Raw genomic sequence first — 22,587 nt, forward strand, 5'->3', positions numbered from 1 at the left:
CGTTTTGTTTTGACGACTTACATATCTTATCATTCATTCTGCATTATTGTCAACACTTTATCATAAAAAAGTAATAGGGGGTTTTTTAGTGTTTATAAAAAATGAGTGGGAGCGTTGATATGATGCGGAAAATTATCATTTTAAGTATTTTTATTTTGTGTGCTTTATTATTATTTATTCCTACAAAAGAGAAACTATTAGAAGTTTTTAATGTAACGGACGGACCGAATATTATTGCGAAAGGAACTCATGGGCAAACTTTAACGATCGATGTTTCTTTTGGCGATCAAGAGTTGGAGCAATGGCTAGAGTCACTATCTGCCCCGTATCCTCTATTGTTATTAGACACGGATTGGATTAATCGTTCCCCTACGATTATTCAATTAATTCAAGAGAAGAAAATTGCTACTGGACTGTTAGGTAAAAATAGTACCTATTATGAAAGTAACTTACAGGCTTTGGAGGAAGACATAGCTGTTTATGAAAAGCACTTTGGTGTAAAACCACTTTGGTTTAGAACAAAAGACCAACTATTCCCTAGTGATATGCGCCAAGTTTTATGGCAAGAACAAATTAATATGCTTGGCTCTTCTAAAGTATGGACGAATGATAAACTCCCTATGCTTGTAAAAGGAGATATTATTACTGCTCTTATGCACAAAGAAGAACGGATGAGTTTTAAAAAGATTGATGAATTGCGTGCAAAATATACCTTTTCTTCTATAGAGGAAACGATTTTCGGCTACGATGTGAAAGAAAAAAAGTTTCCATGAGAGATTGTTTGTTACTGAAAGTAGTTTGATCGTCGCTTAGCCAGATGGTTGCTTCTCTAAAAACAGACAGCTTAATATGATTTTCTACTCTAAATTTAACGATAATCTTTATCCATAAAAAAAGTGATGACCTTATATTACAGGCCATCACTTTTACTTATTACTTTGCTTTAGCTGCTTCCGCAAGTCTACGTGCTTTGCGGCGTTCTTCTAATTTTAAACGGTCCTCATCTGATTTTGCGTTATACTTTGGCAAAACTAGTAATTGGAAAGCATTTACTGCTAATAGAGGGAATAATAATAATGTTACGTATTCGTCTCCACCTTCAGTACGTACCCATAGTGCGATTAACCATTCTAATGTCGTCACAACGATCATAAAGAATAGTGCTGGGACAAGAACATGTTTCTTCGTTAGCTTTGTTTTTTTAATCGCTGTAGCTATAGAACCTGCTAGTAAAATTAGCAATAAACCAAAATACAATAACCAATCTTGAGCAGTGTGAGCATATGGTTTAAAACGGAACCAAACTAAATCAACTAGTGTTATAACGATTATTAGCATTTGCACCCAATTCCATAATGTTAAGGAACGGAAAATATTCACGCCTATTTGGTGCACTGTTAAATATGCAAAGAATCCCATCTGTGCAATAACACTCATTGTAAAACCTAAAATAACAAACCAAGCGAAACCGGAAAATAACTCTGCCCATTCTCCATTCGAAAAATGTACAGCATAAAAGTCATTCCATCGGATGAATAAACTTAAAATCCCCGTGATGGAACCACCGATTAACATTGCATTTAAGAAAAATTTAAACCAATTTCGTATCGTCACGACTAAAAGTCCTCCGTTTATAAAAACAATTTCTTGTTTCATTCTAACAACGAATGTGTAAAAAATCTATTTCTCGTGCAAATCAATACATATTCCTTCGTCAATTGTGAACAATAAATGAAAGCATAGTGGAGAAAGTGAGGAATTCGAATGGTGAAAAAGATCATCTTATCATTTTCCTTCGTCGTTTTCTTGTATGGCTGTTCTGCAAATCAGCAAAACACACAGTCTTATGATGAAATGAAAAAGATTGTACTCGATTCACTGCAATCTGAAGATGGTAAAAAGGCAATGCGTCAGCTTCTAGAAGATAGTAGCTTCCGGGATATGCTTATATTGGAGCATGAAGATGTAAAGAAAGCAATTGAAGAGACAATGCTATCCAAAGAAGCCGAAGCTTATTGGAAAAAACAATTTGAGGATCCCAAATTCCGTGAAACATTTGCTAAAAGTATGAAAAAAGAGCAAGAAGGGGTTATGAAAGATCTTATGAAGGATGCTTCATTCCAAAAAGACCTGGAGCAATTTTTTGGACAGCCCGATATGCAAAAGCAACTGGAGAAAATTTTAAAGTCGGCCAATTCTAAAGAAAACTTAGAAAAGGTCATTGCAGAAACGATTGAAAGTCCACTTTTACAAGAAAAATGGCTGAAACTTATCCAATCTGTTGGTGAACCATCTGGCGGTGAAGAAAAATCTAAAGGTGGCAAGAGCAGCAGTGATTCTGGTGGAGAAAAAGGAAAGCAGGGGGAAAAATGATTTATGTGTACTAAAAAGCGAGTACCTTTTAAAAGGTACTCGCTTCTTTTTAAGATTATTTCTCTTCTAATTTTCCAATCACATTACGTGCGATATCAAGATAAATTTGACCTGTTGAGTGATTTTCAGCATAAACAGATGGTGCGAAATCAACATCATTCCAGTCAGGTTGACCTAATGGAATTTGACCAAGTAATTCCGTGCGAAGTTCTTCAGCCAATTTAGGACCGCCACCTTCACCAAAGACGAATTCACGCTCACCAGACATTTTTGATTGGAACCAAGACATATTTTCAACAACACCAAGGATATTATGATCTGTTTTGATGGCCATTGCGCCAGCACGAGCCGCTACGAATGCAGCAGTTGGGTGCGGAGTTGTGACAACGATTTCATTTGATTCAGGTAGCATTTGGTGTATATCAAGTGCAATATCCCCTGTACCTGGAGGTAAGTCCAATAGTAAGTAGTCAAGCTCGCCCCACTCTACATCGCGGAAGAATTGGTCTAATACTTTACCAAGCATTGGTCCACGCCATACTACCGGTGCGTTATCTTCTACGAAGAAGCCCATAGAAATCATCTTCACACCTAAACGGTCAACTGGAATAATGCGGTCTTCTTCTACTACCGGCATCGTTTGTACACCCATCATATCAGGCACACTGAAGCCATAAATATCAGCATCGATTAGGCCTACTTTTTTGCCAAGACGCGCAAGAGCTACAGCGAGATTAACTGAAACAGTTGATTTACCTACGCCGCCTTTACCTGAAGCGATTGAGATAAATTTCACATTGTTTAGTGGTGACAGTACATCTTGTGCTTCCGCTCTTGTTGCTGTACCACGAAATTGTTCTAGTGTTTCTGATGGAAGCTCTTCAAAACGAATACCCACTGTTCCCACTCCAGCGTTCTTCAATGTATCTACAACTTGCATTTGTAATTGCATTTGTTCTGGTGTATTTGTTTTAGCGATTGCTACTTTAACACTTACATGATTTTTTTCTTCTTTGATTGAAACGTCTATAATACCGTTTGTTTCTGCTATTGTTTTATGTAAAAAAGGATCTTTTAATGCTCCGACTAATTCACGGACTTGTTGTTCGTTCATCACAGTAGACACTCCTCTAAATATCTTTTTTCGAATTTTAGTATATCACAAAGGGTATGAATTAGGTTTATGAGTTGCTTCACTCAATATTAATCTCAAAATACCGCTCGATTCCTTCTACAATTGCATCTGCCATTTGATCTTGGTATTTTTTCGATATTAGTAATTTCTTTTCTTCTGGATTGCTAATAAAGCCTGTCTCCACTAACGCAGACGGCATCGTTGCTTTTTTCAATAAATACACCTGCTTAATAGATAAAGCTTCTCGCTCCGTATTCTTCAAATTCTCACGAATAGACGATTGAATTTCCTTTGCCAAAAATTCACCACCAGCATGACCGTCCTGATGATAGAATACTTGGGCACCTCTCCACTTTGTCTCTGGAATAGCATTCGCATGAATACTAATAAAAATATCAGGATTCTGTTTTGCCACAAGTTGCTCTCTTAGGAAAATATCCTGCTTTTTACGTTCGCGCAATGTGTTATATGATTGATCAGATGCATGCTCTGAAATGACATCTCCATTTTTAGTACGCGTCATAAATACAGTAGCACCTTTTTTCTTCAGCTTCTTCTCTACATTGAGCGCAATGGCTAGTGTTATATCTTTTTCAATAATATCATCTTTAGATGCCCCACCATCTATCCCTCCATGCCCAGCGTCTAAAACAACCTTCACTCCACCAAGTGTTTCTGAGATGAAAAATCCTCGATCTGATGCTTGCGTTTCATATACGACAAAAATTAAACAGCCAAGTAGTATCGTCCCCAATATAAGCCATCGCTTCAAATAAAGACACCGCCTTTTGCATTAATATATGCGGTTCGATATGATGTTATGTCGTAATGATGAGCTTATATAGAATCGTTTATACAGCGTATTGTATTTTGGGTATAAAAAACCAGCCCCGTAACAGATACATTATTATCAATAATAATTTGTCTACATAGCATGAATAGATTTTAGGGTTGAGCCTTAATATATGTAATATTGCAAATGAACATAAAAAAGCACCCTCCAAATATAATGGAGAGTGCTTGAATGTTGAAAGATTAACGTTTTGAGAACTGAGGTGCACGACGAGCGCCGCGAAGACCTGGTTTTTTACGTTCTTTCATGCGTGAATCACGAGTAAGTAGACCTGCTGATTTAAGTGCTGGACGGAAATCAGGATCAACTTTTAGTAAAGCACGTGCAATACCATGACGGATTGCTCCTGCTTGACCTGTGTATCCACCACCATTTACATTAACGTGAATGTCATAGCTTCCAACTGTTTCAGTTGCTACTAATGGTTGTTTAATAATTTCGCGTAAAGCTGCAAATGGAACGTAGTTTTCAACGTCGCGATTGTTAACAATGATGTTTCCTTCGCCTGGTACTAAACGTACGCGAGCTACAGAACTTTTACGACGACCTGTGCCGATATATTGAACTTGTGCCAAGGGTGTTTCCTCCTCTAATAATTATCCGCGAAGCTCATATGCTTCTGGTTTTTGTGCTGCATGTGGGTGTTCTGCTCCAGCGTATACGTGAAGTTTTGTGAACATTTGACGACCTAAAGAGTTTTTAGGAAGCATGCCTTTAATTGCTAATTCCAACATTTGAGTTGGATATTTTTCTTTCATCTCACCTGCAGTACGTGTTTTTAAACCACCTGCAAATTGAGTGTGACGGTAATAAATTTTCTTTTTCAATTTATCACCAGTTAATTCGATTTTACCAGCATTGATAAGGATTACGTGATCCCCAGTGTCAACGTTTGGTGTGAAAATTGCTTTATGTTTACCGCGTAAGATAGCAGCGATTTCAGAAGCTAAACGACCTAGAGTTTTGCCTTCTGCATCAACTACTAACCATTTACGCTCTACTTCGTGACCTTTAGCCATGAATGTTGTACGCATGTTAGTATCCTCCTACTAATTGTTTCTATTATTCTGTTCCAATTGTTTTCTTTATCCACAACACTATAAGATTCGGGGCTTATCGAGTGGGGTAATGAAAATACCATATGTTATATTATAACGAATAGCAAGTTTTGTCAAGTGGTTCGATAAAAACACCTGGTGATGTTGCTTCAGTCATTATAGAACACGGATTCTAAGTACAATCCGTGTGGTGGCGCGGTTTTTCCGGCTTTTCCTCGCTCCAATGAAGCTACGATTGAGGCTAGTTCATCGGCTTGGCGCTTGCCAATTCCAACTTCCCATAAAGTACCTGCGATAATTCGCACCATATTATACAAAAAGCCGTTTCCTTCGATTGTCATATGTAATTCCTTACCATGCCATTCAAAGTCCAGCTTTGCGACAGTACGCACTTTATCTTTCACGCTTGTATTGGCTGCACAAAAGCATGAAAAATCATGTGTCCCAAGAATATACTGCGCTGCTTCTTGCATTGCCATAACATTTGGCTTTACACCATTGGTTGGCGTCGCATAAAAACGTCTAAAAGGGCTCTGTACGGCTTCACAAGACCAGATATAGCGATACCGCTTACCATGTACGCTAAATCTCGCGTGAAAGTCCTCAGACACCTCTTCTATTTCCACAATGCGGATGTCTCTCGGCAATTGGACGTTTAATGCTTGTGCATAACGATCAAGAGGAATGGACAACGTCGTGTCAAAATGGATGACTTGGCCAGTTGCATGCACCTTTGCATCTGTTCTTCCACTAGCAGTCACGTGGACAATCTCATTTTTATGCATGGTGGTAAGCACTTTTTGAAGTTCTTCCTGCACGGTACGCTTTTCAGGTTGCACTTGGTAACCCGAAAAGTTCGTCCCATCATATGCGATTGTTGCTTTCATTCTTCTTTTCATCGTTATGCAATCTCCTCATTTATTAACTACGAAGGGTTATTAATAACGCTGTCATGGCTACAAGTAGGATCATTGCTAATGTATCCTTACCATCCCATTTCAGCTGACGATAGCGTGTACGGCCTTCTCCGCCTCGGTAGCCACGTACTTCCATTGCTGTAGCCAAATCCTCCGCACGCTTAAATGCGCTAACGAAGAGTGGTACTAGCAGTGGTACAACCGCTTTTACACGTTCTTTGATCGGGCCGGTACTAATATCGGAGCCACGGGCCATTTGTGCCTTCATTATTTTATCTGTTTCATCCATTAACGTTGGGATGAAGCGGAGTGAAATCGACATCATTAATGCTAATTCATGCACAGGTAGCTTCAATTTTTTGAATGGATTCAAAAGTACTTCTAAACCATCTGTAATTGAAATCGGTGATGTTGTTAGCGTTAAAATCGAGGTCATAAATACTAACACTAAAAAACGGATTGAAATAAATATCCCTTGTCTCAAACCTTCTTCATACACATGGATGAACTTCCACTCAAAGATTGGATTGCCTTCCTTCGTGAAGAAGATATGAAGCAAGAATGTAAAAACCATTAATATAATAACAGGCTTTAAGCCATTTATTAAAAAATATAATTTAATTCGCGAAACGAAAATGACTAGTAACGCAAACACAAGCAATCCCGCGTAAGTCACTGGATTATTCGCAAAAAACACAATAAATATAAACGCGAATACAAAAAGTAGCTTCGATCGTGGATCTAGTTTATGCACGAAGGAATCCCCTGGCATAAAACGACCGAAGATCATTTTTTCCATCATTGGCCCGCACGCTCCTCTCGAACAGCTGCCGTAATCGCTCTGGCAAGCTCTTCTTCTGTTAGACAAAGCGTCTGCAATCGACGGCCAATCTTCGCTTCAAGCTCTCTTTGGAAACGTACAATACGAGGCGCCTCTAAACGATAAGTTGCTAACTTCTCAGCATTACCGAAAATTTCTTCTGGACTTCCTGTTAAAACACATTTACCTTCGTGCATAATCGCAATACGGTCAGCATAACGCGCCGCATCCTCCATACTATGTGTCACAAGAATTGTCGTTAAATTGCGCTCTTTATGCAGTTGCAGAAATAAATCCATAATTTCTTTACGACCTCGTGGGTCAAGTCCAGCTGTTGGCTCATCTAGGACGATTACTTCCGGCTCCATTGCAAGTACACCTGCAATCGCTACTCGACGCATTTGACCACCTGATAAATCAAATGGTGACTTCTCAAGTATAGTATGTGGTAAGCCAACCAACTCAATTAGTTTGTGCGCACGCTTTGTCGCCTCTTGTTCAGAGACACCGAAGTTCATCGGGCCAAAAATAATATCCTTTAAAACCGTTTCTTCAAACAATTGATGCTCAGGGAATTGGAATACAATCCCTACCTTTTGACGAACCGGTTTTAAATCCTTCGCCTTTTTACCAGCTGTAATTGTACGATCTCCGATTTGCAAAGCACCCTCAGTAGGTTTTAGAAGTGCATTAAGATGTTGTAAAATCGTCGACTTGCCTGAACCTGTATGACCTATGATGGCTTGATAGCTACCTGAAGGAATAGCCAATTCAACATCAAATAACGCTCTCTTTTCGAAGGGAGTGCCTTTTGCATATGCATAGCTTACTTTTTGAAGTTGGATGTCCATAAGTCATTCACCAGCTCTTCTTCTGTCATGTGCTCTCCTTGAAGTTCGACACCATCTTGTTTCAAAAGCTTCGTAAGCTTCATAGCAAATGGTAAGTCTAATCCAAGATCTAATAATTGGTCGCCTAAAGCGAAAATTTCAGATGGCGTTCCTTCAGCAAATTTCTCGCCGCCATTCATAAATAACATACGGTCAGCCAAAATGGCTTCTTCTAAGTCATGCGTAATGGACAGTACAGTTAAACCTGTTTCCTCACGCAATGCTTGTACAGTAGCGAGTACTTCTGCGCGACCTTGAGGATCAAGCATAGATGTAGCTTCGTCTAAAATGAGCAATCTCGGCTTTAATGCAAGTGCACCCGCAATCGCTACACGCTGCTTTTGTCCACCTGATAAATGCTGGGGCTCATGATTTAACAACTGATCCATCTTTACCTGCTGTAGTGCTTCATGTACACGTTTGACCATTTCTTTATATGGTATGCCATTGTTTTCAAGTGCGAAAGCAACGTCATCCTGTACTGTCGCTCCAACAAATTGGTTATCTGGGTTTTGGAATACCATGCCCATTTGTGATCGGATTTCCCATAGATTCTCTTCTGTTAATGGCTCATTCATGACTTTAATCGTTCCTTGCTGCGGAAACAATAGTCCGTTCATAAGACGCGCGATAGTCGATTTACCAGACCCGTTGTGACCAACAATCGCTATCCATTCGCCTTCATGTACAGTAAATGATACATCTTCAACCGCGTTCTTAACATTCGGTTCATCCGGGGAATATGTAAATGTTATGTGATCCAGTGATAAGATTTCATCCATTTGCTCAAAACTCCTCTCGCTCAACTTCGCTCTGCTGTTCTCTCTAACTTACACTGTTTTATGTATTAATACTAGCTGAAAAAATTCTTCCTTAGAAAAATACGACTTTTGCACATAACGGCGAAAGTCGATTCTCTTCATTGCTAATATTTAGTGGACAAGAGCAAGTGCTCTTCCAAATTAAATAAAAAAGCGCGCACCCCATTCAGAGAAATGCGCTTTGTTTCGTATCTCCGTTCTTATGGTTGCTCAGACCTTAAGGGTGAATGAGGTGCGTAGAGCTAAACGAGTCGGCTTTTATGTCCGCTCATCATAACACTCAGCTTTTAAATTTGTCGTATAAATCTTAATTGTTATTTTGAAAAAAAGAGGGTGCAGTTCAAATAGCAATGAACCTGACACCCTCCTCCGCATCGTATGATTAAACTAGTTCAATCACAACTACAGGCGCACCGTCACCGCGGCGAGGTCCCATTTTCATAATGCGTGTATAACCGCCTTGACGTTCAGCGTAGCGTGGCGCTACATCATCGAACAATTTTTGCAAAGCGTAAACTGTTGATTCGTTGCCTTCTGCGTCAGTAGTAGTCGCTAATTCACGACGGATATAAGCAGCTGCTTGACGACGTGCATGCAAGTCTCCGCGTTTGCCTAAAGTAATCATTTTTTCAACAACCGAACGTAATTCTTTAGCACGAGTTTCTGTTGTTTCAATGCGCTCATTGATGATTAGGTCAGTCGCTAGATCGCGTAACATCGCTTTACGTTGAGAACTTGTACGTCCAAGTTTTCTGTAACCCATGGATGTTTCCCTCCTTTGTTCAATAACTGATCAGTCTTTTATATAAAAGTTCGCTTAGTCTTCTTCGCGTAACCCTAAACCAAGCTCTTCTAACTTCGCTTTTACTTCTTCTAATGATTTACGTCCTAGGTTACGAACTTTCATCATGTCATCCTCTGACTTGTTAGCAAGTTCGAGAACAGTGTTGATACCTGCTCGTTTTAAACAGTTGTAAGAACGCACAGAAAGATCAAGCTCTTCGATAGTCATCTCTAAGACTTTTTCTTTTTGGTCTTCTTCTTTTTCAACCATGATTTCAGCAGTTTGTGCCTCGTCTGTTAAACCAACGAAGATATTTAAGTGCTCGGTTAATATTTTTGCTCCGAGCGAAATCGCCTCTTTAGGACCGATGCTGCCATCTGCCCATACATCAAGTGAAAGTTTATCGTAATCAGACGATTGTCCAACACGAGTATTTTCAACTTGGAAGTTGACGCGTGAAACTGGAGTGTAAATAGAGTCGATCGGGATCACACCGATAGGAAGATCCTCGCGTTTGTTTTGATCAGCAGGAGTGTAACCACGTCCGCGTTGCGCATACATACGCATACGAAGATGACCATTTTTAGCAATAGTTGCGATATATAGATCTGGGTTTAAAACTTCTACGTCACTGTCATGCGTTATATCCGCAGCAGTTACTACCCCATCACCTTTAAAATCGATTTCAATGACTTTTTCTTCATCAGAATAGATTTTTAAAGCTAGCTTTTTAATATTCAAAATAATTGAAGCAACATCTTCTACAACGCCCTCAATAGTAGAGAATTCGTGTAGTACGCCGTCAATTTGGATTGAAGTAACAGCAGCTCCTGGTAAAGAAGACAGAAGGATACGACGTAAAGAATTTCCCAAAGTGTTTCCATATCCACGCTCAAGTGGTTCTACAACAAACTTGCCGTATTTGGCATCATCGCTGATCTCAACGGTTTCAATCTTTGGTTTTTCAATTTCGATCATTCAAATTTACCCTCCTTCAAAACATCGAATGTATGATTTTTATTTCCTACATAAAATCGAATGTCTAATCAATCATGTGTCTGCACAATTCAGTTTGTACAAGAAATGAGATTCTCAATCAACAGATTGAGATTCATCAATTATACACGACGACGTTTTGGTGGGCGACAACCGTTATGTGGAACTGGAGTTACATCTTTAATTGCTGTAACGTCTAAACCTGCAGCTTGAAGCGCACGAATAGCAGCTTCACGACCTGCACCAGGACCTTTAACAGTTACTTCTAATGTTTTTAAACCATGTTCAATTGATGTTTTAGCAGCAGCTTCAGCAGCCAGTTGTGCAGCAAAAGGAGTTGATTTACGAGAACCACGGAATCCTAGAGCACCTGCACTTGACCAAGAAACAGCATTACCTTGCATGTCAGTGATGGTTACAATTGTGTTATTAAATGTAGAACGGATGTGAGCAATACCAGATTCGATATTCTTTTTCACACGACGTTTACGAGTTTGTTGTTTACGTGCCATGTTAAGAAGAAACCTCCTTTACCGATTATTTTTTCTTGTTCGCTACAGTTTTACGAGGACCTTTACGCGTACGCGCATTGTTCTTCGTATTTTGACCGCGAACAGGTAAACCGCGACGGTGACGGATACCACGGAAAGATCCGATTTCCATCAAACGTTTAATGTTAAGAGAGATCTCACGACGAAGATCACCTTCTAATTTATATGAGTCTAATTGTTCACGGATTTTATTAAGTTCGTCTTCAGTAAGATCGCGAACTCGAGTATTTTCAGAAACACCTGCATCTGCAAGAACTTGTTTAGCAGTTGTGTTACCTACTCCGTAAATGTAAGTTAATGAAATTACAACGCGCTTGTCGCGAGGAATGTCAACACCAGCAATACGTGCCATATACGTTGTGCACCTCCTTCAAATTAACCTTGTTTTTGTTTGTGCTTAGGATTTTCACAGATTACCATTACTTTACCGCGTCTACGAATAACTTTACATTTTTCGCAGATCGGTTTCACAGATGGTCTCACTTTCATCTAACCTAACCTCCTTAGTGGTCCGGAGTGCAAAAGATTATTTAAAACGGTATGTGATACGACCGCGAGTTAAATCATACGGAGATAACTCAATAGTTACTTTATCTCCAGGTAAGATGCGAATAAAGTGCATACGAATTTTGCCCGATACGTGAGCAAGAACTGTATGACCATTTTCTAATTTTACCTTAAACATCGCGTTTGGCAAAGTCTCAACAACTGTGCCTTCGATTTCAATTACATCGTCTTTCGCCATCGACCCTGTCTCCCTTCTATATGCAATTCAGGTTCTCATCGTCAAATCAAACGGAATTTGCTGCAAGTGTGTTTCTTTCATGAAAGAAGCGACTCGTCTCAACATATGTTTGGATTGTATGAGAGATGTTCGAAAGACGCTCATCAGGTTTCGCTTCTCACAACCCATGGAATTGACTTCCCGGTTGAACCCTGTTTCCCTCATGTCAACACGACCATCCGGAATTGTCTTGGATAAGATTCTTCCATACCCGCTTACACAGACGCTTCCACGAAACCCATTATACCCTTTCAGAACTAGGATTGCATCAAGGACAAAGGGTATCCTGTATACCGATGCAGCTAATTCATCAGTGCATAGACCGGGCACAATATGCTTTTGCAGCTCTCGAAAATACATTTCCGTTGCTACCGCATACTCCCCGCGGAGGCAGTTATCTGCACCCGGGATTCGGGTATTAGTTGCGGCTGCCCTGTAATAGAGCATCTACGTCAGCGAACACATCTGAGATGTCTTGCTGTCCGTTGATATTTGTTAACACATTTTTAGCTTGATAGAAATCAAGTAAAGGTTGTGTTTGTTTGATATTTATTTCCAGACGGTTTGTAACCGTTTCTGAATTATCGTCTGCTCTTTGATAAAGTTCTCCTCCGTCTTTATCACAAATGTTTTCCTCTTTTGAAGGATTGAACACTAAGTGATAAGCAGAGCCACATACTTTACAGATACGACGACCTGTTAGACGTTTAATCAATTCTTCTTGTTCTACTTCGATGTTTACTACATATTCTACTTTTTTACCGAGATTAGATAAAATAGTATCTAATTCTTCAGCTTGTTCAATAGTACGCGGGAAACCATCTAGTAGGAAGCCTTGATCACAATCAGGTTGGCCTAAGCGTTCGCGAACGATACCAATCGTTACTTCATCAGGTACAAGAGCACCTTTATCAATAAACGATTTTGCTGTAAGACCTAATTCCGTACCACCTTTAATAGCTGCACGGAACATATCGCCTGTAGAAATATGAGGGATTTCGTACTTCTCAACAATTTTGTCTGCTTGAGTGCCTTTACCAGCACCAGGCAAACCCATCAAAATGATATTCATACGGAGAGCTCCCCTCAGATTAGTTTGAAGGTTCAAGGAACGATAATCGTCCCAAAAACCAACATTATTTCATAAAACCTTTGTAGTGGCGTTTCACAAGTTGTGATTCTAATTGTTTCATCGTTTCCAGTGCAACACCGACTATGATTAGTAAACTAGTACCGCCAATTTGAGCTGACTCTGGAAGCTTCGCAACATTAATAAAAATGATTGGAAGAATCGCAACTAGCGATAAGAAAATCGCTCCTACAAATGTTAAGCGATATAAAACACGTGTTAGATAATCTTGAGTGCTTTGACCTGGGCGAATACCCGGAATATAGGCACCTTGTTTTTTCAGATTATCCGCTACTTTTTCAGGATTCACTTGAACGAACGCATAGAAATATGCAAACGCCATAATTAGCGCTACATACATGACCATCCCAACTGGTTGAGAGTAATCAAACGTTCTTTGAATGAACTGAGTTGCTTTATTATCTCCAAAGAAAGGTGCAATAGTTCTAGGCGTTACGATAAATGCAACAGCGAAGATCACTGGGATAACCCCAGCAGCATTTACTTTCAATGGTAAGTGAGATTGTTGTGCTCCTCTTTGTGCACCAGCACGTTTTGCATATTGAATAGGAATTTTACGCAACGCTTGTTGAACGTAGATAACCCCAACAACAATCACAAGAGCGGCTAATACAATCAAAGCCATTACGATAATACGGATGAACAATTGCTCTCCCGCACCTTCGAATTGTGAAGCATAAATTTGATTCACTGTATTTGGCATTGCAGCTACGATACCTGCGAAGATGATAATGGAAATACCATTCCCAACACCTTTTTCAGTAATTTGCTCACCTAACCAAAGTAAAAATGCAGTACCAGCAGTTAACACTATCGCAATTGTTAAGTACGTCATAACACCCTCATCTTTAATCAATGAACCGCCGTACATACGATTGAAACCGTAAGACATTGCGATTGATTGAATAAATGCAAGGATAATTGCGAAGTAACGTGTAAATTGAGCGATTTTACGTCGACCAACTTCACCTTGTTTTGACCACTCAGTGAACTTTTGGACAACATCCATTTGTAATAGCTGAACTATGATAGAAGCCGTAATGTAAGGCATAATACCCATAGCAAAAATCGAGAAGTTTGATAAAGCTCCTCCGCCAAATGTATTTAAGAAACCAACTAAACTATATTGATCAGTGGCTTTTAATACATTAGCATCGACGTTTGGTACCGGGATAAACGTTCCAATACGGAAAACCACCAACATCAAAAGGGTGAAAATGATTTTATTTCTAATATCTCTCACGCGCATAAAGTTAGAGATTGTTTGAAACATTAAATCACCTCGATTTGTCCGCCGGCATTTTCAATTGCTGTCTTAGCAGAAGCTGAGAATTTAAGAGCTTTAACTGTAAGCTTTTTCTCAAGAGTTCCATTACCTAGAACTTTGATTCCTGCTTTTTCGTTGCTCACAACACCAGTTTCAAGTAATAAAGCTGGTGTTACTTCTGTGCCGTCTTCAAAACGATTTAAAGTGTCAAGGTTTACGATAGCGTATTCTTTACGATTAATATTCGTAAATCCACGTTTAGGTAAACGACGGAACAATGGATTTTGACCGCCTTCGAATCCTGGACGAACGCCGCCGCCAGAACGAGCTTTTTGACCTTTATGCCCTTTACCAGAAGTTTTACCGTTACCAGAACCGATTCCGCGACCTACACGGTTACGTTCTTTACGTGAACCTAAAGCTGGTTCTAACTCATGAAGTTTCATTTGGGTGGCACCTCCTTGTTATTGATTTTAAATTAAATCTCTTTAACAGTAACTAAGTGTGCTACTTTTGTGATCGCACCGCGAACAGCTACATTGTCAGCATGTTCAACAGTATGATTTACTTTACGTAAGCCAAGCGCTTCGATTGTTTTACGTTGAGCAGGTTTAGTACCGATTAAACTTTTAGTGAGGGTGATTTGTAGTTTAGTTGACATGTAATTCCCCCCCTTAACCTAATAGTTCTTCTACTGATTTACCACGAAGTTTTGCAACTTCTTCAGCATGTTTAAGTTCAGATAAACCTTTAACAGTAGCACGAACCATGTTAATTGGTGTGTTTGAACCAAGTGATTTTGAAAGAATGTCAGTGATACCAGCAAGTTCTAATACAGCACGAACTGGACCACCAGCGATAACTCCTGTACCAGGAGCAGCAGGTTTAATCATGATGTTACCTGCACCGAAGCGACCCATGATTAAGTGTGGTGTTGTACCACCAACACGTGGAACTTCGATCAGGTTTTTCTTCGCATCTTCTACTGCTTTGCGAATTGCATCAGGTACTTCCTGAGCTTTACCTGTACCGAAACCAACATGGCCGTTACGGTCTCCAACCACTACTAATGCAGTGAAGCGGAAACGACGTCCACCTTTAACAACTTTAGCTACGCGGTTAATCGTAACTACGCGTTCTTCAAGTTCAAGTTTGTTTGCGTCAATGCGACTCATGAAATGTGTACCTCCTTCTTATTAAAATTCTAAACCATTTTCACGTGCAGCTTCAGCTAAAGCTTTTACACGTCCATGATATAAGTAACCACCACGGTCAAAAATAACAGATTTGATATTTTTTTCCGTAGCGCTTTTAGCGATAATTTCACCGATTTTCTTAGCAGCTTCTAAGTTACCAGCATTGCCTTCAAACCCTTTATCCATAGTTGAAGCACTTACTAGTGTTAGGCCTTGAGAATCATCGATTAATTGCGCGTAAATGTGTTTGTTAGAACGGAATACGTTTAAACGTGGACGTTCAGTAGTACCAGTAATTTTAGAACGCACGCGCGCATGACGTTTTTTACGAACTTGATTCTTATCTTGTTTCGTAATCACAGAGGTCACTCCTTTCTAATGCTTTAAGAAGCATTATTTACCTGTTTTACCTTCTTTACGACGAACGTGTTCGCCTTCATAACGGATCCCTTTACCTTTATAAGGCTCTGGAGGACGAACTTGACGGATGTTAGAAGCTAAAGCTCCAACGCGTTCTTTGTTAATCCCTTTAACGATAACTTTAGTGTTTGTAGGAACTTCTACAGAAACTCCTTCTTCAGGTGTGAACTCAACTGGATGAGAGTAACCTACGTTCAATACAAGTTTAGTTCCTTGTAATTGAGCACGATATCCTACCCCAACTAATTCAAGTGTACGTTCAAATCCTTCAGAAACACCAGTAATCATGTTTGCTAAAAGAGCACGAGTTGTACCATGGTTAGTACGGTGTTCTTTTGATTCAGAAGGACGAGATACAGTAATCACGTTACCTTCTTGTTCAATTGTCATATCTTTGTTAAAAGAGCGAACAAGTTCACCTTTTGGTCCTTTCACAGTTACTGTGTTGCCAGCAGCGACAGTTACAGTTACAGTTGCAGGTACCTCGATTGGTTTTTTACCTACGCGAGACATTAATGTTGCACCTCCATTCTTTTGTTGCTAATTACCAAACGTAAGCTAAGATTTCTCCGCCAACTTGTTTAGCGCGAGCTTCTTTGTCAGTTAATAAACCGTTAGAAGTTGATACTAAAGCAATACCAAGCCCGTTCAATACTTTAGGTACTTCGTTAGTTTTTGCATATACACGTAATCCTGGTTTAGAAATACGTTTTAATCCTGTAATAACACGTTCGTTGTTTTGGCCATATTTTAAGAAGATACGGATGATACCTTGTTTGTCATCTTCTACATACTCAACGTCACGTACAAAACCTTCACGCTTAAGAATTTCAGCGATCTCTTTTTTGATGTTAGAAGCCGGAACCTCTAATTTCTCGTGACGGACCATGTTAGCATTACGAATGCGTGTAAGCATATCTGCAATTGGATCAGTCATTGTCATTACATTTTACCTCCTTCCCAAATTAGGGGATTACCAGCTGGCTTTTTTCACGCCAGGAATTTGTCCCTTATAAGCAAGTTCTCGGAAACAAATACGGCAAAGTTTAAATTTGCGGTATACAGAGTGTGGACGCCCACAGCGTTCACAACGAGTGTATTCTTGCACTTTAAACTTTTGCGTGCGTTGTTGTTTAACGATCATTGATTTTTTAGCCACGTTTTCGCCCTCCTTGTTTTATTACTTCTGGAACGGCATACCGAATTGAGTAAGTAACTCGCGAGCTTCTTCATCAGAGTTCGCAGTAGTTACGATAACGATATCCATACCGCGTACTTTAGAAACCTTATCGTAGTCGATTTCTGGGAAGATTAATTGTTCTTTAACACCTAGAGTGTAGTTACCGCGACCGTCGAATGCTTTTTTAGAAACACCACGGAAGTCACGTACACGTGGAAGTGAAACAGCAATTAATTTATCCAAGAATTCATACATACGCTCACCGCGTAATGTAACTTTCGCACCGATTGGCATACCTTCACGAAGACGGAAACCTGCGATAGATTTCTTAGCTTTTGTTACAACAGGTTTTTGACCTGTAATTAATGTTAACTCTTCAACAGCAGAGTCAAGAATCTTAGAGTTTTGAACAGCGTCACCAACACCCATGTTAACAACGATTTTCTCAACTTTAGGAACTTGCATTACTGATGTATATTCAAACTTGCTCATAAGAGCAGGTGAAACTTCACTTAAAAATTTGTCTTTTAGGCGGCTCATGTGTTTGTACCTCCCTTCTCTATAACTTATTTATCGATTACTGCACCTGATTTTTTTGCTACACGAACTTTTTTACCATCTTCGATTTTGTAACCTACGCGAGTCGGCTCGCCAGATTTTGGATCGATTAGCATTACGTTCGAAACGTGAATTGCTGCCTCTTGGCTGACAATTCCACCTTGTGGATTGATTTGGTTAGGTTTCACGTGTTTTTTGACGATGTTAACACCTTCAACTAGTACACGATCTATCTTAGGAAAAGCAGCAAGAACAACACCTGTTTTGCCTTTATCTTTACCAGAAATAACCTTTACTTTGTCGCCTTTTTTAACATGCATTCTGTCGCACCTCCTTGATTGGCACTTTCATGAAAATTAAAGAACTTCCGGAGCTAAAGATACGATTTTCATGAAGCTGCTGTCACGTAGTTCACGTGCAACAGGTCCGAAAATACGAGTTCCGCGTGGTGATTTGTCGTCTTTGATGATTACACATGCGTTCTCATCGAATTTGATGTAAGTACCGTCTTTACGACGAACACCGCTCTTTGTACGAACGATTACAGCTTTTACAACTTCACCCTTCTTGACAACGCCACCTGGTGTTGCTTTCTTAACTGTACATACGATTACATCACCGATGTTTGCAGTTTTACGTCCAGAACCACCAAGTACTTTGATTGTTAATACTTCTTTCGCACCTGAGTTGTCAGCAACTTTTAAACGGCTTTCTTGTTGGATCACTTAGGTTACCTCCCTTCGGACATTGTTATGTTCCGAAATATAATTAGATAATAACCGCTTTTTCTACAACTTCAACCAAACGGAAACGTTTAGTAGCTGATAGCGGACGAGTTTCCATAATGCGGACGATATCTCCAACTTTTGCTTCGTTGTTTTCATCATGCGCCTTAAATTTCTTAGAGTATTTTACACGTTTGCCATAAAGCTTATGCTTTTTGTGTGTTTCAATTAAAACAGAAATAGTTTTATCCATTTTATCTGAAACTACGCGGCCAGTGTAAACTTTGCGTTGATTACGCTCAGTCATGCTGCAAACCTCCTTTATCAGTTATTTGCACTGATTTCTCTTTCACGAATCACAGTTTTCATACGCGCAATTGCTTTGCGTACTTCGCGGATGCGAGCTGTGTTTTCTAATTGACCAGTCGCCAATTGGAAGCGAAGGTTGAAAAGCTCTTCTTTCAGTGATTTTACTTTAGTTTCAATTTCTGCTGTTGTAAGTTCACGGATATCATTAGCTTTCATTAGATTCACCACCAATTTCTTCACGTTTAAGAATCTTACATTTCACAGGAAGCTTATGAGATGCTAAACGAAGTGCTTCACGAGCGATTTCCTCTGAAACGCCTCCGATTTCGAACATAATTTTTCCTGGTTTAACTACAGCTACCCAACCTTCAGGAGCACCTTTACCTGAACCCATACGAACTTCTAGAGGCTTTTTCGTATATGGTTTATGTGGGAAGATTTTAATCCAAACTTTACCGCCACGTTTCATGTAACGAGTCATCGCGATACGTGCAGCTTCGATTTGACGGTTAGTGATCCAGCTAGCTTCAGTTGCTTGTAAACCGAATTCGCCGAATGCAATTTCTTTACCGCCTTTCGCTTCTCCACGCATTTTTCCGCGGTGTACACGACGGTATTTTACGCGTTTTGGCAATAACATATTATTTGCCTCCTTCCTCAGAGTTCTTCTTCACTGGAAGGACTTCACCGCGGTAGATCCATACTTTAACACCTAATTTACCATAAGTAGTGTCAGCTTCTGCATGAGCATAATCAATGTCAGCACGAAGAGTATGAAGCGGAACAGTTCCTTCACTATAATGTTCAGCACGAGCAATATCAGCGCCGCCTAAACGACCAGATACTTGAGTTTTAATCCCTTTAGCACCTGAACGCATTGTGCGTTGAATAGATTGTTTTTGTGCACGACGGAATGATACACGGCTTTCTAATTGGCGAGCAATGTTTTCTGCAACCAATTTAGCGTCAAGATCCGCACGTTTAATTTCAACGATATTGATGTGTACACGTTTACCAGTGATTTTGCCAAGGTTTTTACGAAGTGATTCCACTTCAGTACCGCCCTTACCAATTACCATACCTGGTTTCGCAGTGTGAATTGTAATGTTAACACGGTTTGCAGCACGTTCGATTTCTACTTTAGAAACTGACGCTTCTTTCAAGCTGCTTTCGATGTGTTTACGTACTTTAATGTCTTCATGAAGTAAAGTAGCATACTCTTTTTCAGCGTACCATCTAGATTCCCAATCACGAATGACACCAACACGTAATCCTATTGGATGTACTTTTTGACCCACGTATTATCCCTCCTTCTTCTCAGATACCACTAGAGTAATGTGGCTTGTACGTTTGTTAATTGCGCTTGCACGTCCTTGTGCGCGTGGACGGAAACGTTTTAACGTTGGACCTTCATCAACGAATATTTCTGAAATAACTAAGTTATTTACATCTAAATCATAGTTATGTTCAGCATTAGCAACTGCAGATTTTAGTACTTTCTCAACTACAGGAGACGCTGCTCTTGGAGTATGACGTAAAATTGCAACCGCTTCGCCGATTTGCTTGCCTCGGATTAAATCAACCACTAAGCGGACTTTACGAGGAGCAATACGAACTGTGCGAGCAATAGCTTTAGCTTGTTGCATCAGGATTTACCTCCCCTCATATTAGCGTACTGATGTTTTCTTATCATCTGCACCATGACCTTTGTATGTGCGTGTTGGTGCGAACTCACCCAATTTATGACCTACCATATCTTCAGTCACGTATACAGGAACATGTTTACGTCCATCATATACAGCGATCGTTAGTCCGATAAAGTTCGGGAAGATTGTAGAACGGCGAGACCAAGTCTTGATAACTTGTTTTTTCTCAGAAGCCTCTTGTGCTTCCACCTTTTTCATTAAGTGGTCATCAACAAAAGGTCCTTTTTTCAAGCTGCGGCCCATATTGGAACCTCCCTCCGTGATCCCACTACGGCTCTTTCAATGAACCGCAGTCTAATCACTTTATTTTTTACGACGACGAATGATAAGTTTGTCGGATTTGTTTTTCTTGTCACGAGTTTTGTAACCAAGTGCTGGTTTACCCCATGGCGTCATTGGTGATTTACGTCCGATTGGAGAACGACCTTCACCACCACCGTGTGGGTGATCGTTAGGGTTCATTACAGATCCACGTACAGTTGGGCGTTTACCTAACCAACGAGTACGACCTGCTTTACCAATGTGGATAAGTTCATGTTGCTCATTACCAACTTGACCGATTGTAGCGCGGCAAGTAGCAAGGATCATACGAACTTCACCAGATTGTAGACGAACAATTACGTATTTACCCTCTTTACCAAGGATTTGTGCTGATGTACCAGCAGAACGTACTAGTTGTCCACCTTTACCAGGTTTCATTTCGATGTTATGGATTGTAGTACCCATTGGGATATTTTCAAGTGGTAATGCGTTACCTACTTTAATATCAACATCTGTACCAGATACAATTGTCATTCCTACTTCTAGACCTTTAGCAGCTAGAATGTAACGTTTCTCACCATCAACATAATTAATTAATGCGATGTTGGCAGAACGATTTGGATCATATTCGATAGTAGCAACGCGTCCTGGTATGCCATCTTTCAAACGTTTGAAATCGATGACACGGTATTGGCGTTTGTGGCCACCACCATTATGACGAACAGTGATTTTACCTTGGTTATTACGACCAGCTTTGCGTTTTGTCGGTTGTAACAAAGATTTCTCAGGTTTGTTAGTTGTGATTTCAGCAAAGTCAGATGACGTCATGTTACGACGACCATTTGAGGTAGGCTTATACTTTTTAATCGCCATTTGAGTTCCCTCCTTCTTTATTGTTCAAATATGAACGAAATTTACATTTCGAATAATTCGATTTCGTTGCCAGCAACTAATTTTACGATTGCTTTACGGCGTTTGTTTGTGTAACCACCGAATTTACCTACACGTTTGTATTTACCTTTGTAGTTCATGATGTTAACTTTCTCAACTTTAACTCCAAAGATAGATTCAACAGCGTCTTTAACTTCAGTTTTGTTGGCACGAGTGTCAACATCAAATGTATATTTATTTTCTGCCATTAGTTCTGAAGAACGCTCAGTAATGACAGGACGTTTTAAAATATCACGTGCTTCCATTAACCAAGCACCTCCTCAACTTTTTCTACAGCAGCTTTAGTGAATACAACTTTATCGTGACCTAATAGATCAAGAACGTTGATACCAGCAGCTGGTACAACAGTAACGCCTTGGATGTTACGAGCAGATAATGCCACGTTTTCATCTAAATCAGCAGTTACGAATAATGCTTTAGATTCGATTGAAAGATCTTTAAGAACTTTTACGAAATCTTTTGTTTTTGGTGTGTCTAGTTTAAGACCATCTAGTACTAAGAAGTTAGTTTCTAATACTTTAACAGATAGTGCTGATTTAAGAGCTAAACGACGTACTTTTTTCGGTAGTTTGTAGCTATAGCTACGAGGTACTGGACCGAATACGACACCACCACCACGCCATTGTGGCGAACGGATAGAACCTTGACGAGCACGACCTGTTCCTTTTTGCTTCCATGGTTTACGACCACCACCAGCTACTTCAGAACGGTTTTTTACTTTGTGATTACCTTGACGTAATGAAGCGCGTTGAGCGATTACAGCGTCAAATAATACATTTTGGTTTGGTTCGATTCCGAAGATTGCATCGTTTAATTCGATTTCACCAACAGAAGAACCTGTTTGACTAAGCAAAGATACCTTTGTCATTCCTGTTTCCTCCT

General features: G+C 39.8%; 38 protein-coding genes. 2 read left to right on the forward strand and 36 right to left on the reverse strand.

Annotated features, from left to right (window positions below; all coding sequences use genetic code 11):
• Positions 1-119: 119 nt before the first annotated feature.
• Entirely contained in the window at positions 120-773 is a 654-nt protein-coding gene (locus JFL43_RS17145) for a hypothetical protein (protein ID WP_200750010.1), read from the forward strand.
• A gap of 160 nt (positions 774-933) precedes the next feature.
• Here the strand turns inward: JFL43_RS17145 and JFL43_RS17150 are convergent, their stop codons facing one another.
• The gene (locus JFL43_RS17150; RefSeq protein WP_100795196.1) at positions 934-1,614 is read right to left on the reverse strand and encodes a KinB-signaling pathway activation protein; all 681 of its coding nucleotides are present in this window, start codon (positions 1,612-1,614) and stop codon (positions 934-936) included.
• 150 nt (positions 1,615-1,764) lie between these two features.
• On the opposite strand from JFL43_RS17150, the gene gerD reads away from it, so the two are divergent.
• Positions 1,765-2,373, forward strand: a complete 609-nt coding sequence (gene gerD, locus JFL43_RS17155; RefSeq protein ID WP_198517828.1) for a spore germination lipoprotein GerD — start codon at positions 1,765-1,767, stop codon at positions 2,371-2,373.
• A 55-nt stretch (positions 2,374-2,428) separates the two neighbouring features.
• Here gerD and JFL43_RS17160 read toward each other — a convergent pair whose 3' ends face one another.
• From JFL43_RS17160 to rplD, 35 genes are all read right to left on the reverse strand, one after another.
• Positions 2,429-3,490 (reverse strand): Mrp/NBP35 family ATP-binding protein, encoded by a 1,062-nt coding sequence (locus JFL43_RS17160; RefSeq protein ID WP_200750011.1) that lies wholly within the window; start codon positions 3,488-3,490, stop codon positions 2,429-2,431.
• A 76-nt stretch (positions 3,491-3,566) separates the two neighbouring features.
• Complete coding sequence (locus JFL43_RS17165; protein ID WP_100795198.1) at positions 3,567-4,280, reverse strand: N-acetylmuramoyl-L-alanine amidase; 714 nt, start codon at positions 4,278-4,280, stop codon at positions 3,567-3,569.
• A gap of 263 nt (positions 4,281-4,543) precedes the next feature.
• Entirely contained in the window at positions 4,544-4,936 is a 393-nt protein-coding gene (gene rpsI, locus JFL43_RS17170) for a 30S ribosomal protein S9 (protein ID WP_100795199.1), read from the reverse strand.
• 21 nt (positions 4,937-4,957) lie between these two features.
• The gene (gene rplM, locus JFL43_RS17175; RefSeq protein ID WP_100795200.1) at positions 4,958-5,395 is read right to left on the reverse strand and encodes a 50S ribosomal protein L13; all 438 of its coding nucleotides are present in this window, start codon (positions 5,393-5,395) and stop codon (positions 4,958-4,960) included.
• Between the two features lie 173 nt (positions 5,396-5,568).
• The gene (truA, locus tag JFL43_RS17180; RefSeq protein ID WP_100795201.1) at positions 5,569-6,318 is read right to left on the reverse strand and encodes a tRNA pseudouridine(38-40) synthase TruA; all 750 of its coding nucleotides are present in this window, start codon (positions 6,316-6,318) and stop codon (positions 5,569-5,571) included.
• Positions 6,319-6,340: 22 nt separating this feature from the next.
• Positions 6,341-7,138 (reverse strand): energy-coupling factor transporter transmembrane component T family protein, encoded by a 798-nt coding sequence (locus JFL43_RS17185; protein WP_100795202.1) that lies wholly within the window; start codon positions 7,136-7,138, stop codon positions 6,341-6,343.
• Positions 7,135-8,007, reverse strand: a complete 873-nt coding sequence (locus JFL43_RS17190) for an energy-coupling factor ABC transporter ATP-binding protein (protein ID WP_200750012.1) — start codon at positions 8,005-8,007, stop codon at positions 7,135-7,137. Before JFL43_RS17190 ends, JFL43_RS17185 begins: the two co-directional genes overlap by 4 nt.
• Positions 7,983-8,828 (reverse strand): energy-coupling factor ABC transporter ATP-binding protein, encoded by an 846-nt coding sequence (locus tag JFL43_RS17195; RefSeq protein WP_100795204.1) that lies wholly within the window; start codon positions 8,826-8,828, stop codon positions 7,983-7,985. The genes JFL43_RS17190 and JFL43_RS17195 overlap by 25 nt, the downstream gene beginning before the upstream one ends.
• Positions 8,829-9,249: 421 nt before the next feature.
• Positions 9,250-9,630, reverse strand: a complete 381-nt coding sequence (gene rplQ / locus JFL43_RS17200; protein WP_100795205.1) for a 50S ribosomal protein L17 — start codon at positions 9,628-9,630, stop codon at positions 9,250-9,252.
• 54 nt (positions 9,631-9,684) lie between these two features.
• A complete protein-coding gene (locus JFL43_RS17205; RefSeq protein ID WP_100795206.1) occupies positions 9,685-10,629 on the reverse strand; it encodes a DNA-directed RNA polymerase subunit alpha in 945 nt (314 codons plus the stop codon).
• A gap of 140 nt (positions 10,630-10,769) precedes the next feature.
• Positions 10,770-11,159, reverse strand: a complete 390-nt coding sequence (gene rpsK / locus JFL43_RS17210; protein ID WP_100795207.1) for a 30S ribosomal protein S11 — start codon at positions 11,157-11,159, stop codon at positions 10,770-10,772.
• Positions 11,160-11,184: 25 nt separating this feature from the next.
• Positions 11,185-11,550 (reverse strand): 30S ribosomal protein S13, encoded by a 366-nt coding sequence (gene rpsM, locus JFL43_RS17215; protein ID WP_100795208.1) that lies wholly within the window; start codon positions 11,548-11,550, stop codon positions 11,185-11,187.
• A gap of 23 nt (positions 11,551-11,573) precedes the next feature.
• Positions 11,574-11,687, reverse strand: a complete 114-nt coding sequence (gene rpmJ / locus JFL43_RS17220; protein WP_000868344.1) for a 50S ribosomal protein L36 — start codon at positions 11,685-11,687, stop codon at positions 11,574-11,576.
• 37 nt (positions 11,688-11,724) lie between these two features.
• On the reverse strand, positions 11,725-11,943 hold the full coding sequence (infA, locus tag JFL43_RS17225; RefSeq protein WP_100795209.1) for a translation initiation factor IF-1: 219 nt from the start codon (positions 11,941-11,943) through the stop codon (positions 11,725-11,727).
• A 457-nt stretch (positions 11,944-12,400) separates the two neighbouring features.
• Positions 12,401-13,054 (reverse strand): adenylate kinase, encoded by a 654-nt coding sequence (locus JFL43_RS17230; protein ID WP_100795211.1) that lies wholly within the window; start codon positions 13,052-13,054, stop codon positions 12,401-12,403.
• 64 nt (positions 13,055-13,118) lie between these two features.
• Complete coding sequence (gene secY / locus JFL43_RS17235; protein WP_100795212.1) at positions 13,119-14,405, reverse strand: preprotein translocase subunit SecY; 1,287 nt, start codon at positions 14,403-14,405, stop codon at positions 13,119-13,121.
• Positions 14,405-14,845: a 50S ribosomal protein L15 gene (gene rplO, locus JFL43_RS17240; protein ID WP_100795213.1), complete on the reverse strand. Its 441-nt coding sequence runs from the start codon at positions 14,843-14,845 to the stop codon at positions 14,405-14,407. The genes secY and rplO overlap by 1 nt, the downstream gene beginning before the upstream one ends.
• A gap of 32 nt (positions 14,846-14,877) precedes the next feature.
• Positions 14,878-15,060: a 50S ribosomal protein L30 gene (gene rpmD, locus JFL43_RS17245; RefSeq protein ID WP_100795214.1), complete on the reverse strand. Its 183-nt coding sequence runs from the start codon at positions 15,058-15,060 to the stop codon at positions 14,878-14,880.
• A 13-nt stretch (positions 15,061-15,073) separates the two neighbouring features.
• Positions 15,074-15,574 carry a 30S ribosomal protein S5 gene (gene rpsE / locus JFL43_RS17250; RefSeq protein WP_100795215.1) on the reverse strand — a complete coding sequence of 167 codons (501 nt, stop codon included), beginning with the start codon at positions 15,572-15,574 and terminating at the stop codon, positions 15,074-15,076.
• 21 nt (positions 15,575-15,595) lie between these two features.
• Positions 15,596-15,955 (reverse strand): 50S ribosomal protein L18, encoded by a 360-nt coding sequence (rplR, locus tag JFL43_RS17255; RefSeq protein WP_100795216.1) that lies wholly within the window; start codon positions 15,953-15,955, stop codon positions 15,596-15,598.
• 33 nt (positions 15,956-15,988) lie between these two features.
• Positions 15,989-16,528 carry a 50S ribosomal protein L6 gene (gene rplF / locus JFL43_RS17260; RefSeq protein WP_100795217.1) on the reverse strand — a complete coding sequence of 180 codons (540 nt, stop codon included), beginning with the start codon at positions 16,526-16,528 and terminating at the stop codon, positions 15,989-15,991.
• A 31-nt stretch (positions 16,529-16,559) separates the two neighbouring features.
• On the reverse strand, positions 16,560-16,958 hold the full coding sequence (gene rpsH / locus JFL43_RS17265; RefSeq protein WP_100795218.1) for a 30S ribosomal protein S8: 399 nt from the start codon (positions 16,956-16,958) through the stop codon (positions 16,560-16,562).
• A gap of 30 nt (positions 16,959-16,988) precedes the next feature.
• A complete protein-coding gene (gene rpsN / locus JFL43_RS17270) occupies positions 16,989-17,174 on the reverse strand; it encodes a 30S ribosomal protein S14 (protein ID WP_008406949.1) in 186 nt (61 codons plus the stop codon).
• A 21-nt stretch (positions 17,175-17,195) separates the two neighbouring features.
• Entirely contained in the window at positions 17,196-17,735 is a 540-nt protein-coding gene (gene rplE / locus JFL43_RS17275; RefSeq protein WP_100795219.1) for a 50S ribosomal protein L5, read from the reverse strand.
• Between the two features lie 26 nt (positions 17,736-17,761).
• Positions 17,762-18,073 carry a 50S ribosomal protein L24 gene (gene rplX / locus JFL43_RS17280; RefSeq protein WP_100795220.1) on the reverse strand — a complete coding sequence of 104 codons (312 nt, stop codon included), beginning with the start codon at positions 18,071-18,073 and terminating at the stop codon, positions 17,762-17,764.
• 36 nt (positions 18,074-18,109) lie between these two features.
• Positions 18,110-18,478, reverse strand: coding sequence for a 50S ribosomal protein L14 (gene rplN, locus JFL43_RS17285; RefSeq protein ID WP_100795221.1), 369 nt, complete (start codon positions 18,476-18,478; stop codon positions 18,110-18,112).
• Between the two features lie 43 nt (positions 18,479-18,521).
• A complete protein-coding gene (gene rpsQ / locus JFL43_RS17290) occupies positions 18,522-18,785 on the reverse strand; it encodes a 30S ribosomal protein S17 (protein ID WP_038179084.1) in 264 nt (87 codons plus the stop codon).
• Positions 18,786-18,802: 17 nt separating this feature from the next.
• Positions 18,803-19,003, reverse strand: coding sequence for a 50S ribosomal protein L29 (gene rpmC / locus JFL43_RS17295; RefSeq protein ID WP_100795222.1), 201 nt, complete (start codon positions 19,001-19,003; stop codon positions 18,803-18,805).
• The gene (rplP, locus tag JFL43_RS17300; RefSeq protein ID WP_100795223.1) at positions 18,993-19,427 is read right to left on the reverse strand and encodes a 50S ribosomal protein L16; all 435 of its coding nucleotides are present in this window, start codon (positions 19,425-19,427) and stop codon (positions 18,993-18,995) included. Before rplP ends, rpmC begins: the two co-directional genes overlap by 11 nt.
• Position 19,428: 1 nt before the next feature.
• The gene (rpsC, locus tag JFL43_RS17305) at positions 19,429-20,085 is read right to left on the reverse strand and encodes a 30S ribosomal protein S3 (protein WP_100795224.1); all 657 of its coding nucleotides are present in this window, start codon (positions 20,083-20,085) and stop codon (positions 19,429-19,431) included.
• A 3-nt stretch (positions 20,086-20,088) separates the two neighbouring features.
• Positions 20,089-20,433, reverse strand: coding sequence for a 50S ribosomal protein L22 (gene rplV / locus JFL43_RS17310; RefSeq protein WP_100795225.1), 345 nt, complete (start codon positions 20,431-20,433; stop codon positions 20,089-20,091).
• A gap of 21 nt (positions 20,434-20,454) precedes the next feature.
• Entirely contained in the window at positions 20,455-20,736 is a 282-nt protein-coding gene (gene rpsS, locus JFL43_RS17315) for a 30S ribosomal protein S19 (RefSeq protein ID WP_038179075.1), read from the reverse strand.
• 60 nt (positions 20,737-20,796) lie between these two features.
• Positions 20,797-21,627 carry a 50S ribosomal protein L2 gene (gene rplB, locus JFL43_RS17320; protein ID WP_100795226.1) on the reverse strand — a complete coding sequence of 277 codons (831 nt, stop codon included), beginning with the start codon at positions 21,625-21,627 and terminating at the stop codon, positions 20,797-20,799.
• Positions 21,628-21,668: 41 nt separating this feature from the next.
• Positions 21,669-21,950, reverse strand: coding sequence for a 50S ribosomal protein L23 (rplW, locus tag JFL43_RS17325; RefSeq protein ID WP_100795227.1), 282 nt, complete (start codon positions 21,948-21,950; stop codon positions 21,669-21,671).
• Positions 21,950-22,573 (reverse strand): 50S ribosomal protein L4, encoded by a 624-nt coding sequence (rplD, locus tag JFL43_RS17330; protein WP_100795228.1) that lies wholly within the window; start codon positions 22,571-22,573, stop codon positions 21,950-21,952. Before rplD ends, rplW begins: the two co-directional genes overlap by 1 nt.
• Between the last annotated feature and the right edge of the window lie 14 nt (positions 22,574-22,587).

The sequence above is a fragment of the Viridibacillus soli genome, from assembly GCF_016612995.1.
Lineage (GTDB): Bacteria > Bacillota > Bacilli > Bacillales_A > Planococcaceae > Viridibacillus > Viridibacillus soli.

Excerpts from the sequence above, each read along its gene's own strand:
- truA (WP_100795201.1), bottom strand. The coding sequence starts at position 6,318 with ATGAAAAGAAGAATGAAAGCAACAATCGCATATGATGGGACGAACTTT.
- gerD (WP_198517828.1), top strand. The coding sequence starts at position 1,765 with ATGGTGAAAAAGATCATCTTATCATTTTCCTTCGTCGTTTTCTTGTAT.
- rplB (WP_100795226.1), bottom strand. The coding sequence starts at position 21,627 with ATGGCGATTAAAAAGTATAAGCCTACCTCAAATGGTCGTCGTAACATG.
- rplM (WP_100795200.1), bottom strand. The coding sequence starts at position 5,395 with ATGCGTACAACATTCATGGCTAAAGGTCACGAAGTAGAGCGTAAATGG.
- rplQ (WP_100795205.1), bottom strand. The coding sequence starts at position 9,630 with ATGGGTTACAGAAAACTTGGACGTACAAGTTCTCAACGTAAAGCGATG.
- rpsK (WP_100795207.1), bottom strand. The coding sequence starts at position 11,159 with ATGGCACGTAAACAACAAACTCGTAAACGTCGTGTGAAAAAGAATATC.
- infA (WP_100795209.1), bottom strand. The coding sequence starts at position 11,943 with ATGGCGAAAGACGATGTAATTGAAATCGAAGGCACAGTTGTTGAGACT.
- rpmD (WP_100795214.1), bottom strand. The coding sequence starts at position 15,060 with ATGTCAACTAAACTACAAATCACCCTCACTAAAAGTTTAATCGGTACT.
- rpmJ (WP_000868344.1), bottom strand. The coding sequence starts at position 11,687 with ATGAAAGTGAGACCATCTGTGAAACCGATCTGCGAAAAATGTAAAGTT.
- rplV (WP_100795225.1), bottom strand. The coding sequence starts at position 20,433 with ATGCAACAAGCTAAAGCTATTGCTCGCACAGTTCGTATTGCTCCTCGT.
- rpsQ (WP_038179084.1), bottom strand. The coding sequence starts at position 18,785 with ATGACTGAGCGTAATCAACGCAAAGTTTACACTGGCCGCGTAGTTTCA.
- rpsS (WP_038179075.1), bottom strand. The coding sequence starts at position 20,736 with ATGGGCCGCAGCTTGAAAAAAGGACCTTTTGTTGATGACCACTTAATG.
- rpsM (WP_100795208.1), bottom strand. The coding sequence starts at position 11,550 with ATGGCACGTATTGCTGGTGTTGACATTCCTCGCGACAAGCGCGTTGTA.
- JFL43_RS17195 (WP_100795204.1), bottom strand. The coding sequence starts at position 8,828 with ATGGATGAAATCTTATCACTGGATCACATAACATTTACATATTCCCCG.
- rplX (WP_100795220.1), bottom strand. The coding sequence starts at position 18,073 with ATGCATGTTAAAAAAGGCGACAAAGTAAAGGTTATTTCTGGTAAAGAT.
- JFL43_RS17185 (WP_100795202.1), bottom strand. The coding sequence starts at position 7,138 with ATGATGGAAAAAATGATCTTCGGTCGTTTTATGCCAGGGGATTCCTTC.
- rplF (WP_100795217.1), bottom strand. The coding sequence starts at position 16,528 with ATGTCTCGCGTAGGTAAAAAACCAATCGAGGTACCTGCAACTGTAACT.
- rpmC (WP_100795222.1), bottom strand. The coding sequence starts at position 19,003 with ATGAAAGCTAATGATATCCGTGAACTTACAACAGCAGAAATTGAAACT.
- rplP (WP_100795223.1), bottom strand. The coding sequence starts at position 19,427 with ATGTTATTGCCAAAACGCGTAAAATACCGTCGTGTACACCGCGGAAAA.
- rplD (WP_100795228.1), bottom strand. The coding sequence starts at position 22,573 with ATGACAAAGGTATCTTTGCTTAGTCAAACAGGTTCTTCTGTTGGTGAA.
- JFL43_RS17230 (WP_100795211.1), bottom strand. The coding sequence starts at position 13,054 with ATGAATATCATTTTGATGGGTTTGCCTGGTGCTGGTAAAGGCACTCAA.
- rplE (WP_100795219.1), bottom strand. The coding sequence starts at position 17,735 with ATGAGCCGCCTAAAAGACAAATTTTTAAGTGAAGTTTCACCTGCTCTT.
- rpsH (WP_100795218.1), bottom strand. The coding sequence starts at position 16,958 with ATGACAATGACTGATCCAATTGCAGATATGCTTACACGCATTCGTAAT.
- JFL43_RS17205 (WP_100795206.1), bottom strand. The coding sequence starts at position 10,629 with ATGATCGAAATTGAAAAACCAAAGATTGAAACCGTTGAGATCAGCGAT.
- JFL43_RS17145 (WP_200750010.1), top strand. The coding sequence starts at position 120 with ATGATGCGGAAAATTATCATTTTAAGTATTTTTATTTTGTGTGCTTTA.
- JFL43_RS17190 (WP_200750012.1), bottom strand. The coding sequence starts at position 8,007 with ATGGACATCCAACTTCAAAAAGTAAGCTATGCATATGCAAAAGGCACT.
- rplW (WP_100795227.1), bottom strand. The coding sequence starts at position 21,950 with ATGGAAGCACGTGATATTTTAAAACGTCCTGTCATTACTGAGCGTTCT.
- rplO (WP_100795213.1), bottom strand. The coding sequence starts at position 14,845 with ATGAAACTTCATGAGTTAGAACCAGCTTTAGGTTCACGTAAAGAACGT.
- rpsE (WP_100795215.1), bottom strand. The coding sequence starts at position 15,574 with ATGAGTCGCATTGACGCAAACAAACTTGAACTTGAAGAACGCGTAGTT.
- secY (WP_100795212.1), bottom strand. The coding sequence starts at position 14,405 with ATGTTTCAAACAATCTCTAACTTTATGCGCGTGAGAGATATTAGAAAT.